Consider the following 15,158-nt stretch of genomic DNA (forward strand, 5'->3'; position numbering starts at 1 on the left):
TCGTGGATTGAGGGGCCACTATGGAAAACAAAACCAAAAATGATGAATTATACGTTAAATAACAATAAAATTGTTCCATAAAAGGGCCAGATTGTGGAGGATCTCTTCTAAAAGAAATTGGATATTAATGTTAAAATAAATGGAGATTGTGAAGGAATGTACTTAAACTATATGGCAGGATAGTTCAACAAGGATAATGGTTGTTTGTGGTAAAAATTAAAAGGACTGGTTGCTTAATTAGGGGGTGTTCAAATGGGGGAAGATAAAGAAACAGAAGAGTGATACAAAAATAAAGCCGATTATGATTACAAGAATAAGAATTCCCGTACCTTTCCAACCTAAGCTACCAACTAAATCAGCAAGACCTCCACCGTGAACGCTGCTAGAAGGATTTCCTTTTAATTCTTCTTGTCTTAATTTTTCTCTTCTTCTTTCAGGTTCTTATGCAACTAAAGGGGCAGTTTGGTTGAGTAAGGGCTCAGATGGTTTTTTCTAATTGCTGTTTCTTGTTTATTTGGTATGAGTGCATCTGTAGAAGAGTTTGATCTATTAATTGAAACAGTGGAAGAAAACAATCCTGAAGAAACTAAACGAATAGAAGAAATGTTTGGCGGTACCCCTAAGTGAAAGTTAATGGATAACATTGTGATATGTAGCAAATGTGTTAGGAATTATTGGTTAGTTATAATTCTTTACTAATCGTTCTAAAAAGGGTATTATTTAATCATGGTTTGAAATTCATGTGTTTATTTTAGAACGTTCATTCTATAATGGATTATGACGTTTGTTTTTGTTAGTATTGGTTCATGGATTTTTTTAAGGAGAAATAAAATGGCTAGAAGTAAAGAGTTTGACGAAAAAGCAGTATTAAGAAAAGCAATGGAGCTTTTCTGGGAACAGGGTTATGAAAAAACATCCATGCAAGATTTGGTGGATCATATGGGGATACACCGCAGGAGTATATATGACACATTTGGTGACAAGCGTTCATTGTTTTTAGCTTCCCTTAATCACTATGAAGAGCTCATCGTCAATGAGATGGAAAGCATAATTAGCAGCACTTCATCCATTAAACAGGCGATACGTGATGTTTTTATTTTCACACTGAATTCCATTGAACAATACCCAAAAGGTTGTCTATCAGTAAATGCAGCCATTGAATTATCTTTGTTGGACAAAGAAATTGGACGCATAGTTACAAAAATGTTTAACCGTACTGAAGATATGTTTAATAACCTTATAAAACGGGGCCAAACTAGTGGAGAGCTATCAAAAGAAATCGATTCTGATAACACATCTCGTTTCTTACACAACAATTTGGTAGGTATAAGAGTACTAATAAAAACTAATTATAATAAAAAAGAATTAGAAGGCATCATCACTCTAGCACTTTCAGTGTTGGACTAGCTTTCTTTTTTTACCTTTTTTAGAACGTTCATTCTAAAATTAATATGAAACAAACCATCATAATGCATACTATGCATACTTATAAAATCGTTTTTTAATTTCTAAGGAGGAACACAAAAATGACAAACTTTAAAATACCAACAGAATCAGAATTTATTGAAGCAGATGGAACTCGTTACGCATATAGAAAATTTGGTACACAAGATGGTATACCAGTAGTATTTCTTGTTCACTTTAGAGGAACGATGGAAAACTGGGATCCAAACATGCTTGAACCTATTGCAAATACACGCCCAGTAATCTTATTTGACAATAAAGGGGTTGGTGAGACCGATGGACTAACGCCTACTACAATTGCTGATATGGCAAAAGATACAGCAACATTTATAAAAGCTCTTGGATTAGAACAAGTTGACATTCTTGGTTTTTCCATTGGTGGCATGGTTGCACAAGAGCTAGCTTTACAAGAAGGAGATTTAGTAAGAAAAATTATTATGGCAGGTACTTCGCCTGAATCTGGTATTAATCCAAATCCAGAGATTTTTGAAAGAATGAATCGTCACGGCGGAACGGAAGAAGATGGAATAAATGATTTTATGTTCTTTTTCTACGAACAAACCGAAACAAGTAAATCTGCAGGAATGGCTTCACTACAAAGAATTTTTAATCAGAAAAAAGTAAACAGTTCAGAACAAGTAAAAGAGGCACAATTACAAGCCATTGCAAAATGGGCTAAACAAAAATCTAATCATGATTATGAATGGTTACAAAACATCAAACACCCTGTACTTGTTACTAATGGTGTTAATGATGTGATGGTACCGACTAAAAACAGTTATATCTTAACAGAGAAATTACCCAAAGCACAGCTGATTATATATCCTGATTCTGGTCACGGGCATCTGTTTCAATTTCCAGAACTATTTGCAGAACACGTAAATTCATTTCTTGATTCTAATTCTTATTAAAAAGGAGTATTCATATGAGCAGATTATTTGAAAAAGTTCGTATCGGAAACATTGACTTAAAAAATCGTATAGGTATGGCTCCGATGACTAGAAGTAGAGCTTTACCAGATGGTACGCCGAGCGATTTAGTAGCAGAGTACTATGGTCAGCGTGCTTCAGTCGGTTTAATTATAAGCGAAGGAACCCAACCTTCAGATGATGGGCAAGGTTACACTAATACACCTGGTATTTATACAGAAAATCATATTAAAGGGTGGAAAAAAGTAACTTCTAAAGTTCATAGTGAAGGCGGTCATATTTTTGTTCAGCTTATGCATGTGGGACGTGTATCACACCCTGATAACACACCTCACCACCGCCAAGCAGTTGCACCGTCAGCTATTGCACCTGGTGTAGAAATTTTCACGGCAGAAGGAATGAAAGAAATTCCAACACCAAGAGAATTGAGTGAGCTTGAGATAAAAGATGTTATCAATGAGTTTCGTTTAGCAGCACGTTCAGCAATTGAAGCTGGTGCAGACGGAGTTGAAATTCACGGAGCGAATGGTTATCTGATCCAACAATTCCTTAGTGAAAACTCCAATCATCGTCAAGATGCATACGGTGGTACGATTGAGGGTCGTTCTCGATTCGCTATTGAAGTAGCTAAAGCAGTTGTTGATGAAATAGGAGCAGAAAGAACAGGCATCCGTTTTTCTCCTCAAGGAACACTGCAAGGCATTGATGAGGGGGAAAATAGCCTTGAGATGTATCGCTATTTAATAAGTGAATTAAATAAGCTTAACCTTGCATATCTGCATTTAATGCACTTTGGAAACGAGCAATTCCTAAAAGATGTGCGTCAACTTTGGGATCAATCACTTCTTGTTAACCGTCCAGGTCGTCCTCTAGATCAACTTTCGTCTGATGTAGATAATAATCTTGCAGATGTTGTCACAGTAGGCACTTGGGTACTAGCTAATCCAGACTTTGTAGAACGGATTCAATCAGGTGCTCCCCTAAACGAACCTGATAAAAACACGCTCTATGCAGGAGGAAAAGAAGGTTATACAGATTATCCTTTCTTAAAATAATTTATTTAATATGAATATCCCATCTAGGGATATTCATAATCTTTTTTCTTAGGTTCGTTATGAAAAGATACATGTGCGTTAAATAAAAATGTGGAGGATTGTAATGAAAGCTTTAGCAATTGAAAACTACGGTAAAAAACCAAATTTTTTAGACTTCCCTATGCCCAAAATAAATAATGACGAGGTCTTAGTTGAGATATATGCGGCAAGTATAAATCCTCTTGATACAAAAATTCGAAAAGGTGAATTAAAATTATTATTGAAATACAAGATGCCGTTAATTTTAGGAAACGATTTTTCTGGAAAAATTGTTGAAGTAGGTACTAGTGTCACGAAGTTTAAAGTCGGTGATGAGGTATATGGTCGACCTAGAGCAAATAAAATGGGAACTTTTACTGAATATCTCTCTGTTAACCAAGAAGATATTGCATTAAAACCTAAAAATTTAAGTTTTGAAGAAGCCGCCTCCATCCCTCTAGTCGGATTGACATCCTACCAAGCTTTACATGATATTCTGCGAATTGAAAAAGGACATAAAATATTAATACATGCAGGAGCAGGGGGAGTAGGAACATTTGCTATCCAACTTGCAAAACATATGGGTGCTTTTGTCGCAACTACAGCTAGTGATGGTAGTGATTTAGTAAAATCCCTTGGCGCTGACGAAGTTGTTAATTACAAGACAGAAAAGTTCGAACATTTGATTCGTGACTACGACGCAGTTCTTGATACCATTGGGGGGGCGACGTTAGAGAGATCATTTGTAACATTAAAAAAAGGAGGAAAGATTGTTTCTATATCTGGAATCCCGAATGGTCGCTTTGCTAAAGAAAACGGATTTAGCTCATTTAAAAAAACCTTATTTTCAATTGCAAGTTATAAACTTACGAAGCTAGAAAAAAAACATAATGTCCAATATACGTTTCTTTTTATGAAGCATAGTGGAGAGCAGTTGAAAATTTTAACAGAAATGTTAGAGTCAGAAGTGATTAAGCCTACACTTGATAAAGTTTTTATTTTCGAAGATGCCCAAAAAGCATTGGAGTATGCAGAGGCGGGAAGAGCAAAAGGAAAAATAATACTTAAATTAAAATAATTAGTCTTATCTAACAAACCTTTCCTTAGGTCATGCCCATCAAGTTAAGAAATTGAAATCACCCCAAAACGAAGATTTTGCACAAGTTGCTCAATTTTATCATTTTGGGGATAGTTTATTTTTATTAGGTTTATGGCCATGGGGTCCTGACGCATACCCATCAACCTAATAAGACAACTTACCCCCAAAACGATGAAAATGGATATTTTTCACAAAATCTTCGTTTTTGTTACAAGAATTTCATTTTATCGTTTTGGTGTGTGCCTGTCCTTTTTACTTGTCGTATTTCTTTCATAATTATTTGTCGCTATATATTAAAATTAGAGTACTGTTGAATGATAATAAATTTGTTTCTTTTATAACAAGATTGTTCCGCAAATAGGCCATATTCTTGAATAACACTTGTAGTTAATTCGGATATTTATGTTAAAAGTAGAGATTGTGAAGGAATGTTCTAAAAAAAGATTGCCTACCCTAGCCTAACCTGGCTAGGAGTAAGGCAATCTTTTTATGTTTTGGCAAACTCCAATAGAAGAGCTTGCTCATTTGCATGTCTTAAAAATGCGTAACCGGCAATAGCGAAGCCCGCACAGCTCTTTGTGCTCCTCTAAACAGACTTATCCACCATTGATTAGGTTTTGAATATTGGTGTAGCGTTCGTCGTACTCACCTTGATTAGTCTACTTGCTCCCCAAACTTCTTCCCGAATTCTTCCATCAAATCAATAATAGGAATGAACGCTTCCCCTTTTGAGGTTAATGAATATTCAACACGAGGAGGAACCTCTGGATAAATCTTGCGATTAATTAAGCCATCTGTTTCTAGTTCGCGAAGTTGCTTTGTAAGAGAACCTTGTGAAATATCCCCTAAAAAAGCTTTGATTTCACTATAACGACGCTGTGTGGACTTTAAAAACCAAAGAATGAGGTATTTCCAACGTCCGGAAAGTATGTTTTGGGTATAGGCAATGCCATATACTTCTCTCTGTTCCTTTATACACTCTTTGTCAAATCCATCCTTACATATTCTAGACACCTTTTCACCTGCTTTCTACTGTTAAGTACAAAAAAATGTACTACAGCAATTTTTATTGCCTTCTTCAAAAAGATGAGAAATGATTTTATTCTAGTATATGTAACAAAAATACTTAATACAACAAGTTAGTAGGCTAATAAACGAGTGTAATAAATAGATCCTGAACATTTTAGTGTGAAACATCTGATGCGGATGGTTTGATAACGGAATGGAAAAAAGATTTCAATGTTTTACAGCGTTGATTATGAAAAAGGAGTTGTTTCTCATGGACAAAAAAGTAAGAGCAGGTATTATAGGTGGATCAATTAATAACGGATGGGCTAGAGGGACGCATATTCCAGCAATGGAGCACCTGAATGAGCTTGAACTCACAGCAGTTGGAACCAGCAATATGGAAAGTGCCAAGAAAAGCGCTGATACCTTCAAGGCAACTCATGCTTTTGATAAAGTGGAAGATTTGGCTCAACATTCCGATGTGGATATGGTAGTCGTCAGCATCAACGTAAAGGAACATTATGATGCAGTAAAAGCTATTGTTCCTGCCGGAAAACCGATTTATTGTGAATGGCCTCTGGGCTCAAACACCACTGAAGCGCTCGAAATGCAGGAATGGGTGGAGTCCCAACAGTTGCCAAATGCGATTGGATTGCAGGCCAGACAGGCCCCAGCCATCAATTATGTGAAAGGTTTATTGGCGGAAGGCTACGTTGGAAAACTTCTGTCGGCCAATTTAAAGATCTCTATTGATGGAATGGGGGGAGTGGCTGACAAGGCTACTGCGTACCTATTCGATCGGAAGATAGGAGGGAACTTACTCACTATTGTAGGCGGACATAATCTTGATGCATTTACCTACATGCTTGGAGAGTTCAAAGAACTTTCAGCCGTCACAGCGCAACAATTCCCTGAAGTTGAATTGGTGGATATCCAAAAAGTCATTGAAAAAACGACAGATGATCAAATACTGATTACAGGAAAATTGACTAACGGCGCAACAGCCAGCGTTCATATACAAGGGGGAGTTAAGCACCAAACGGGGCTTACTCTTGAAATTTTCGGAGACAAGGGAACAATCGTACTCAATGCGCCTGCTTCCATTCAATTTGGATCACACCAATTACGGGGTGCAGGTCCTACTGATAAAGAGCTTCATGAATTAACAATCCCAGATACTTATTACTGGGTACCAGATTCCCTTAAAAACGATGCAGGATTTGTTCTGAATGTCGCCCAGGCGCACAGTAAGTTTGCTAAAGATATACAGGAAGGAACATCCCTAACACCTAGTTTTGCGGATGCGGTAAAACTTCATCAGCTTCTTGATGCAGTGGAAAAAGCAGCACAAACTGGTGAACGCCAGTATTTATAAAACCTCTTAGGATTTATGCGATGAAATGACCGCTATTTTTGGAAGGGGCGGTCCTTTCCTTTTATAAAAGGAAATCATCAAAACAACCATATATACTAATTTTTATTCAAAAGGAGTATATTCAATGATTTCAACAATGAATGAACAAAATTTAAGATTATCTATATTAGATTTCGTTCACGTTTACAAGCATAGCAATCCTACGGAGAGTCTTAACAATACGACAGAGGTTGTTGGGTTAGCTGATCAATTGGGTTACACCAGATACTGGTTTACTGAGCACCACAATACTACTAGTCAAATCAGTACATCTCCTGATTTATTAAGTGTACATGCAGCTTCACACACTAAAAATATACGTGTAGGTGCTGGAGGGATTATGTTACCTAACCATAGCCCACTTAAAGTCGTAGAGAACTTTACACTTCTTGAAGCGCTACATCCTGGAAGGATAGATCTTGGAATTGGGAGAGCATCGGGAACAGATGGGTTGACTGCGTTAGCCTTACAACGTTCACATGAGAGGGCTATTGCAAATGATTTTCCCGACCAATTAAACGAACTCCTTTGTTTTTTTTCTCGGAAGTTCCCGATGGATCATCCCTTTGCAGAGATTTCACCTCCAGGTGATGAAACACTCGTGCCCGATATTTACATGTTGGGCTCCAGTCAAGGCGGCGTACGATTTGCAACAGAAAAAGGGCTTGGTTTCGTATTTGCAGCCCACTTAGCACCTAAATTAGCTATTCCAGTTCTTCATTTTTATAAAAATAATTTTAATCCTTCTGCCTATATGAAGGAACCAAAAAGCATTCTGGCTATTGGTGTTATTGCAGCAGAAACAGAGGAAGAGGCAAAATATTTGGCAGGACCATTGGAGCTAACATGGACAAGAATGGCAACAGGTTCGCGTGATCTTTCATTTCCAACACTAGAAGAAGCCAGTAAGTATGTTTATACACCACAGGAAGAGGCAGTGCGACAATATAATAAAGACCGGTTTGTTATTGGAAGTGCAGCCAATGTTGCTGAAAAGTTAAAGCGAATGGCAAATGAAGCTTTAGTAAACGAAATTATGATAGCGGATTTTTATCCTGACCAAGCAAGTCGACTAAAGGGATATCGGTTACTGGCAGAAGAATTTGATCTTAAATCTAAATAGCTAACAAGTATAGAATGAAAAGAAGGGGAAATTATTGAAAGAGAAAAAACAACTTAAAATTGGCGCGATTGTAGATGGAGTAGGCTTTAATTACATGGGTTGGCGTCACCCAGATATGCCAGCTAATGCCAGTGAGAGCATTGATTACTATGTACAAAAAGCTAAAAGATTAGAAGAAGGAAAGTTTGACATGATCTTTTTAGCTGACGTCAGCCATATTGGACCGGGTATGATTCCTCATTATCTCAGTATGTTTGAAGGTGTAAGTATTCTGTCTGCCTTAAGCATGGTGACTCATTCTATTGGGCTTACTGCAACAATTGCAACTTCCTATGCGGATCCATTCACTGTTGCTCGTCAGATGGCTTCTCTTGATAAAATCAGTAATGGCCGAGCAGGATGGAATGCCGTCACTTCTAATCTAGGAGGGTTAGCGAATTATAGTCGAACGCATCTTTCTAAAGCAGACTTGTATCCAATGAAAAAAGAATTTTTAGAGATTGTGAAAGGTCTTTGGGACTCCTATGAGGATGACGCTTTTATACGGGATAAAAAAAGCGGAGTATTCTATGATCCACGAAAAATGCACGCTCTAAACTATAGAGGAAACTATTTTTCCGTGGATGGCCCGTTAAATATTAGCCGTTCCAGACAAGGAAGACCGGTTATTTTTCAAGCCGGCACCTCTCCGGATTTCATGAATATTGCCTCGAAGCATGCCGACGGTGTATTTATTGGTTATGATGATTTAGAGGATGCTAAAGCATTCAGTAAAGAGTTAAGGAGAAGAGTGAGGTTAGAAGGCCGTTCGCCTAATGATTTCATGATTATGCCGGGACATAATCCGATTGTAGGACGGACAGAAAAAGAAGCAGAAGAAAAATTTCAAGAGCTGCAGTCACTAATGCCTATCTATCGATTACCAAAGCCGAAATTTTTTGGTTCGGAAGAAAAAGTAGCAGATCAAATTCAACACTGGTACGAGGCAGGTGCGATGGATGTATTGCTGATAAGACAGGAGCATCCTTCAGGGTTTGATGACTTTATTGATTTAGTCGTTCCTATTTTACAAGAAAAGGGAATTTTCCGTAAGGAATATGAATCAAACACGTTACGCGGTAATTTGGGTCTGCCTTATCCAGAAAATCGATATTCCATATGAATAAGAAGAGCCGGGAACTGTAGTGAATTAGATTTTAATTTGATTAACTATTAAAAAAACCAGAGGAATAACAAAATCATCCCTTAATCATTAATTAGAATAGTGATTAGATAAATCAATAACAGTGCCTCGCCCATTTGGGTTGTAGGCACTATTTAGTGTTCTAAGAAAAATGAGCCTACTTAATGCAAACTTTGTGAATGAATGTACTTAAACGGGTGCTTTAACACAATTAGGAATAAAATTTAAGAGCCTAAAATATGCAAGTTTTTATGCACTACTTGCGTATTTTGACTCTTTCACATTCATAAAATATACTTCCATTTATAATATTTTTTAATTGCCAAATACACCTATATTTCACGTATTAAAATCTACTTTGCGGTCTAGAGCAGCAACCCTGTGATTAAGCCATTAAGAAACGAGTCCTTCCTATGCTAGGGTTCAAATCTTTTGACACAGCTACATCCATTCTTTCTGGAGTAGAAGCCATGCATATGATCAAAAAAGAACAGATTGCTTTACGGGATCAGTCTGTCCAAAATCAGAAAGAATTCATTCATCAATTGTTTGGGCTTGCTGCATAAGATACGATTTCGTTAGGAATATATATGCTTTATTCTCTTTTATTTTATTTTTGCACCAGAACCGGATTAACAATCCATCCTCGTCTTCTCTCAATCCTTTCCAATCTTCTTGCGGGTTAGCTAACACACTCAAAATATTTTTCCAAACTCTAAATTCTTTGAAGTTTTCACGATTATGAAACTTAGATTTAATTAGCTCATAGCGGTTTTTATAACTTAATCCAAATGTTTTTAAAAGATGTATTATACTTATGGCTACAACTACATAGTCCGGTAATTTTATAGAATTTTCAGAAATGATGTTAATTAAACCTACTAAACGAAATATAGAGTAAAATATATACCAAAACACATTGAAACTATAGTGTTACTGGTTCGAAGATTTCGTATATATACGAAAACATATACGCAATCTTCTTTATAAAAAGGTAAGGTTTAAGGTATTAACCTCGCCTTTTACAATATTTTTACTACTACAATTCCCATTACATTTTTACTTTACAAAACGATCATTTTCGTTTTTTAACCGAAGCAGGTTAAAATATAAATTAGTGGAGTAAAAACAAAAAAGCCTCTCATTAAATTGGGAGGCTTCAATAATCAATCTTGTTTGAATATAATTATATGTAGATTTAAAAGAAAGATGTACCGTTTTACCCCTTTGGATATGGTTATCTAAAGGGGTTTTTTATGGTGAAAAGGAAAAGTACATCTGAAGTTGAAAAGTGAATTCAGCAACTTTTGAGTTACAATAGAATTGCTCCGTTAAAGGGCCAGATTGCTGAATAAGACGTTTTAAGAAAATTGGTACACTGAATAGTTTGTGAAACTTTCACTTAAACTAAAGAAGCAGGTTAGAGGAATAACACAAAGTAAAACCGTGTTAAATTTAATTGTATATATTGGAATATTTTAGTGAATCATTGGTGCAAAAAATGGCAGATGTGGTAAATTCCTATGGCCAAAAGCTACTCTTATTTTTCCTATATTACTTTTGGAAGAAACAATTTTTATTGCAGATGAATTAGGTATTAAGCATCCAACTTCACCAAATCCATCGTTGGAATACATACACGTTTATAGAAAATATATTATTTACTGATCGTTCCCGATATGTTACGATAATTTTGGGAGGAAAATTATATGGCTAGAAGTAAAGAGTTTGAAGTGAGCGAAGTATTGGATAAAGCAATGAAGATATTCTGGGAACAAGGTTACGAGAAGACGTCGATGAGTGACCTTGTTGAGCATATGGGAATTCATCGCAGAAGTTTATATGCTACTTTTGACGACAAACATTCTCTGTTTCTGCAGGCTATGGATCGTTACTGCGGCAACGTTAACGCCACATTGCTCGCAGAAGTCAAAACATCGAAGACTGCAGTGGAAGCTCTTCAGAAAATTTTTGGTTTTATGATCAGTGAATCAGAGGATATGCCATCTGGTTGCTTAATCGTGAATTCGGCGGTAGAACTGGCTGCACGTGATATGGACGTGGATACAAGGTCTATAGAATCATTCACAGTGGCAGAGCAGATGTTCGAGCAGATTATTCTTTGGGGACAGCGAGATGGAGAATTCTCATCTGATCACGATGCCAAAGAAATGGCAGAGTACCTGCATAATATATCTGTCGGTATAAGAGTAATGGCAAGAACCTCGGTTGATAAAGAAAAACTATGTCGTATAGTGAAAGTATCAACGAAATTTTTGCAAGGATAATCCATTTTTTTGCAATTATTAGAATGATCATTCCTGTATTGCGTGCATGTCCCTTTACAGAAGTTACTCTCCCTATTGAAGCACAATGCATTCGCCTTTTTAGAATGATAGTTCTAAAAAAGACATCCAAGTAGGATCAAATTAATATCTAATAATTTTGCACTTGTAACAGGTGCAAACGAAGGTTATGGTTCGACGTAACCATAACCTTCGTTGGAAACAAATTTTACTAAATCGTGATCAAGTCACACACTTACAATAATTAATTAAGGTGGATTTAAGATGAAAAAAACTGTACTTATTACTGGGGCTTCAGGTGGAATTGGCAAAGAGTTGGCAGATCGTTTTGCTAAAGATGGTAACAACATGGTTCTCGTGGCAAGAAGCGAGGCTAAGCTAATAGAATTGGCAAAAGGATATAGGGAAAGATACGGTGTTCACGTTAAGGTATTGGCGAAGGATTTAACGTTGCCTGGTGTGGCCGAAGAAATTTATGACGAACTTAAAAACGAAGAAATCGACGTCGACTATCTGGTCAATAATGCGGGCTTTGGTTTGTATGGGTCATTCTTAGAAACGGATTTAGACCAAGAAATGAATATGATTGATGTCAATATCAAAGCTTTAACGATTATGACGAAGTTGTTCTTACCGGATATGATCAAGCAGCGCCAAGGGGGCGTAATGAATGTGGCTTCGGTAGCAGCTTTTTACCCGGGACCGCTAATGGCAGTGTACTTCGCTACGAAGGCATACGTTCTTTCATTCACAGAGGCACTAGAGAATGAACTAACCGGAACGGGTGTGACTGTGACGGCACTATGCCCTGGCCCAACGGCAACTGGTTTCGTTGATCGTTCAGGGGTAAGATCTTCCAAGCTGTACCAAAGCGGTGTTATGGAAGTCGGAATGGTGGCAGATGAGGCATATCGCGATTTATTGCGTGGCAAGACACTCATTATTCCAGGAGCAATTCATCGTTTCATTACATCTCTGCCACGATTTTTACCTCGGAAAATAATGACAGGTCAAATTAGAGCACGTACAGAGCATGTAGGTCGTTGATCTAAATCAATAAAACAAATGGGATCAATAAATAAGGAAAATCTAATTCTTTACCGATCGTTCCCGAAATGTTATAATCATTTTAGAAGAGAGAAGAACAATCTCAGAGAATACGATTTGTGAAAATAGACTTACTAAATATTTTTTTGGTCTAATTAGAATTATCGTTCTCAAAACATTCTTTTACTTTTCGGCTTCATCCGAACGCCAAAGCAACAACTTGAGTTCAAACGAGACAGCAATAGATACGCTATAAACTAAGGAGGATTTGAAAATGAAATTAACAGGAAACACGATTTTTATCACAGGTGGCGGTTCAGGAATTGGACGAGGGCTAGCAGAGGCATTTCACAAACTTGGAAACAAAGTTATTATCTCTGGACGGAGTAAAGAGCGTCTAGAGGAAACCATTTAAGCGAATCCTGGCATGTCTGCAATAGAGCTGAATATACAAGACCCCGCAAGCGTAAACTCAGTTGCCCAGCAGTTAATGAAGGAATATCCAGATCTTAATGTATTGTTTAACAACGCCGGTATTTATACGCCTGAAGACCCGACGGGATTGGTTGACGAAGATATTCTGGTTCAGACAGTCACCACCAATTTGCTTGGTCCAATTCGTATGGCGGCTGCATTGCAGGAACATTTGAAATCCAAAAATGAAGCTTATATCATCAATACGACTTCGATACTCGGATTCGTACCTGTTGCGCAGGGGGCTGTATATTCTGCGACAAAAGCAGCGCTTCATTCCTATACACTCACCCAGCGCTACATTCTGAATGACACATCAGTGAAAGTACTGGAGATTGCGCCACCATTGGTTCAAACACAAATGATCAATTACGATCCCAATGCGATGCCACTTACAGCATTCATTGAAGAAACGATGAAGGTACTTGGTACAGATACGAATGAAGTTCTGGTGGAGTCAGCGAAAATGTATCGTAACAATCCGGGCCCGAACGAGAGCGTTCTTGTAAACCAAGTTAACGATATGCTGTCTGGTCAGTAATTTACTTATATGATAAAGCACTCTATAGATATATACACTGAAGGCATGTACACCAATTTGAGAACGATAATTCTAAAAACAAGGGAGAAATAAAAAATGGATATTTCAAAACAAGTTGCAATTGTCAGTGGTTCAAATCGTGGTTTAGGTAAACAATTGGCTCTTGAACTTTTAGCAAGAGGAGCCAAAGTATACGCTGGAGCGAGAAACCCAGCATCAGTCGATCTGCCAGGTGCTATTCCGTTGCAGCTCGATATTACTGATCCGAAATCCGTCATGGCGGCGGCCGAGGTAGCTGGGGATGTAACCCTTCTGATCAACAATGCTGGTACCGCAACGGGTGCTTCCCTTTTCGCAGGTGAGCTGGAAGATATTCATGTTGAATTCAACACCAATGTTTTCGGCACAATTTCAATGGTTCGTGCTTTTGCACCCGTTATTGAAAAAAATGGAGGAGGCACGATCCTGAATATCTTATCTGCATTATCTTGGTTCAATACCGGTAATTCAGGCGCGTATTCAGCAGCAAAATCTGCTCAATGGGGAGCAACAAATGCATTACGCTTGGAGTTAGCCCCTAAAAACATTAAGGTTGCCGGATTGCACGTAGCGTTCATGGACACGGATCTGACAGCTGGTATCGAAGCACCTAAGGCTAGTCCAAAGGAAATTGCCAAGATCGCGATTGATGGAATCGAAGCTGATCTCTACGAGATTCTTGCTGATGATACGAGCCGGAATTTACAACAAGGTCTTGCAGGAGGAATACCTTCACTGTATCCTCAATTGTTTCAATAAAATTTCAAGTAATTATCCTTAGGAGGGGTACAACATGCGTTTTCTCGTTCATGTCAAAATTGATCCATCAGCATCAGAGGAAGAAATTGCAGAACTGTTACCTGCGGAACAAACACGATTTGCCGAATTAGTGGAACAGGGTCTGATCAACACGTTTTACCTCTCCCACAAAAGGGATGAACATTGGTCTCTTTGTATTGCTGACAGCGATGACGAATTAAGAAAGGCTTTGGAATCATTGCCACTTTATAAATTCATGAAAATAGAATACACCCAACTGATCGACGGTACGAACCAGGCATAAACGAAAGTAGTATCGGAATCAGACTTTTTAAATAAGCCATGAATAAAGCCTAATCTCACAATTTAAGGTTGTAAAGTGTACCCTTTGTAAAGGACATTAAAAAAAACCTAGGCAGTTTTAAGAAGATGATCTCTATATTGAACAGGGGTCATCTTTTTTAAATTCCACTGGTATCTATAGTGATTGTAATAAATCATATATTGTTTAATTTCTTTTCTTAACTCATCTAGACTTGTACATGCTTTAATAGAGGACTCGTCTTTAAGATGGCCAAAGAATAATTCCTGTGGTGCGTTGTCCCAACAGTTTCCCCGTCTTGACATAGATTGGCGTAACCCTAATTTCTTTACTGCTTTTTGAAAGATAGGACTTGTATAATGAACACCTTGATCTGA

The 15,158-nt window shown here is 37.6% G+C and carries 13 protein-coding genes and 3 pseudogenes; 13 read left to right on the plus strand and 3 right to left on the minus strand.

Features of this window, described 5'->3' with window-relative positions:
• Positions 1-237: 237 nt before the first annotated feature.
• Positions 238-438, minus strand: a pseudogene (locus tag H540_RS34765) (DUF6366 family protein); the annotation flags it as partial.
• 393 nt (positions 439-831) lie between these two features.
• On the opposite strand from H540_RS34765, the gene H540_RS0118420 reads away from it, so the two are divergent.
• The 4 genes from H540_RS0118420 to H540_RS0118435 all read left to right on the plus strand — a co-directional run bounded on the left by H540_RS0118420 (position 832) and on the right by H540_RS0118435 (position 4,544).
• The gene (locus H540_RS0118420; RefSeq protein ID WP_028401894.1) at positions 832-1,407 is read left to right on the plus strand and encodes a TetR/AcrR family transcriptional regulator; all 576 of its coding nucleotides are present in this window, start codon (positions 832-834) and stop codon (positions 1,405-1,407) included.
• A 119-nt stretch (positions 1,408-1,526) separates the two neighbouring features.
• Entirely contained in the window at positions 1,527-2,375 is an 849-nt protein-coding gene (locus H540_RS0118425) for an alpha/beta fold hydrolase (protein WP_028401895.1), read from the plus strand.
• A 14-nt stretch (positions 2,376-2,389) separates the two neighbouring features.
• A complete protein-coding gene (locus H540_RS0118430; protein ID WP_028401896.1) occupies positions 2,390-3,448 on the plus strand; it encodes an alkene reductase in 1,059 nt (352 codons plus the stop codon).
• Positions 3,449-3,551: 103 nt separating this feature from the next.
• Positions 3,552-4,544, plus strand: coding sequence for an NADP-dependent oxidoreductase (locus H540_RS0118435; protein ID WP_028401897.1), 993 nt, complete (start codon positions 3,552-3,554; stop codon positions 4,542-4,544).
• A gap of 675 nt (positions 4,545-5,219) precedes the next feature.
• Here the strand turns inward: H540_RS0118435 and H540_RS0118440 are convergent.
• Positions 5,220-5,579: a winged helix-turn-helix transcriptional regulator gene (locus H540_RS0118440; protein ID WP_028401898.1), complete on the minus strand. Its 360-nt coding sequence runs from the start codon at positions 5,577-5,579 to the stop codon at positions 5,220-5,222.
• A gap of 265 nt (positions 5,580-5,844) precedes the next feature.
• On the opposite strand from H540_RS0118440, the gene H540_RS0118445 reads away from it, so the two are divergent.
• The 9 genes and pseudogenes from H540_RS0118445 to H540_RS0118485 all read left to right on the plus strand — a co-directional run bounded on the left by H540_RS0118445 (position 5,845) and on the right by H540_RS0118485 (position 14,763).
• Positions 5,845-6,948 (plus strand): Gfo/Idh/MocA family protein, encoded by a 1,104-nt coding sequence (locus tag H540_RS0118445; protein WP_051317179.1) that lies wholly within the window; start codon positions 5,845-5,847, stop codon positions 6,946-6,948.
• 124 nt (positions 6,949-7,072) lie between these two features.
• Positions 7,073-8,110, plus strand: a complete 1,038-nt coding sequence (locus H540_RS0118450) for an LLM class flavin-dependent oxidoreductase (protein ID WP_245592282.1) — start codon at positions 7,073-7,075, stop codon at positions 8,108-8,110.
• 34 nt (positions 8,111-8,144) lie between these two features.
• Complete coding sequence (locus H540_RS0118455) at positions 8,145-9,272, plus strand: NtaA/DmoA family FMN-dependent monooxygenase (protein ID WP_028401901.1); 1,128 nt, start codon at positions 8,145-8,147, stop codon at positions 9,270-9,272.
• Positions 9,273-9,685: 413 nt separating this feature from the next.
• Positions 9,686-9,859: pseudogene (locus tag H540_RS30180) on the plus strand (IS6 family transposase); the annotation flags it as partial.
• Between the two features lie 1,143 nt (positions 9,860-11,002).
• A complete protein-coding gene (locus H540_RS0118465; RefSeq protein ID WP_028401902.1) occupies positions 11,003-11,581 on the plus strand; it encodes a TetR/AcrR family transcriptional regulator in 579 nt (192 codons plus the stop codon).
• Between the two features lie 282 nt (positions 11,582-11,863).
• Positions 11,864-12,646, plus strand: coding sequence for an SDR family NAD(P)-dependent oxidoreductase (locus H540_RS0118470; RefSeq protein ID WP_028401903.1), 783 nt, complete (start codon positions 11,864-11,866; stop codon positions 12,644-12,646).
• A 274-nt stretch (positions 12,647-12,920) separates the two neighbouring features.
• A pseudogene (locus H540_RS30185) lies at positions 12,921-13,661 on the plus strand (SDR family oxidoreductase).
• A gap of 96 nt (positions 13,662-13,757) precedes the next feature.
• On the plus strand, positions 13,758-14,459 hold the full coding sequence (locus H540_RS0118480) for an SDR family oxidoreductase (RefSeq protein ID WP_028401904.1): 702 nt from the start codon (positions 13,758-13,760) through the stop codon (positions 14,457-14,459).
• Positions 14,460-14,493: 34 nt separating this feature from the next.
• A complete protein-coding gene (locus H540_RS0118485) occupies positions 14,494-14,763 on the plus strand; it encodes a muconolactone Delta-isomerase family protein (RefSeq protein WP_028401905.1) in 270 nt (89 codons plus the stop codon).
• A 107-nt stretch (positions 14,764-14,870) separates the two neighbouring features.
• On the opposite strand, the gene H540_RS0118490 is transcribed toward H540_RS0118485, so the two are convergent.
• A partial coding sequence (locus H540_RS0118490; RefSeq protein ID WP_028401906.1) for an IS3 family transposase occupies positions 14,871-15,158 on the minus strand: 288 nt, incomplete at its 5' end.

The sequence above is a fragment of the Ectobacillus panaciterrae DSM 19096 genome (assembly GCF_000430785.1).
In the GTDB taxonomy this organism is placed as follows: domain Bacteria; phylum Bacillota; class Bacilli; order Bacillales; family Bacillaceae_G; genus Ectobacillus; species Ectobacillus panaciterrae.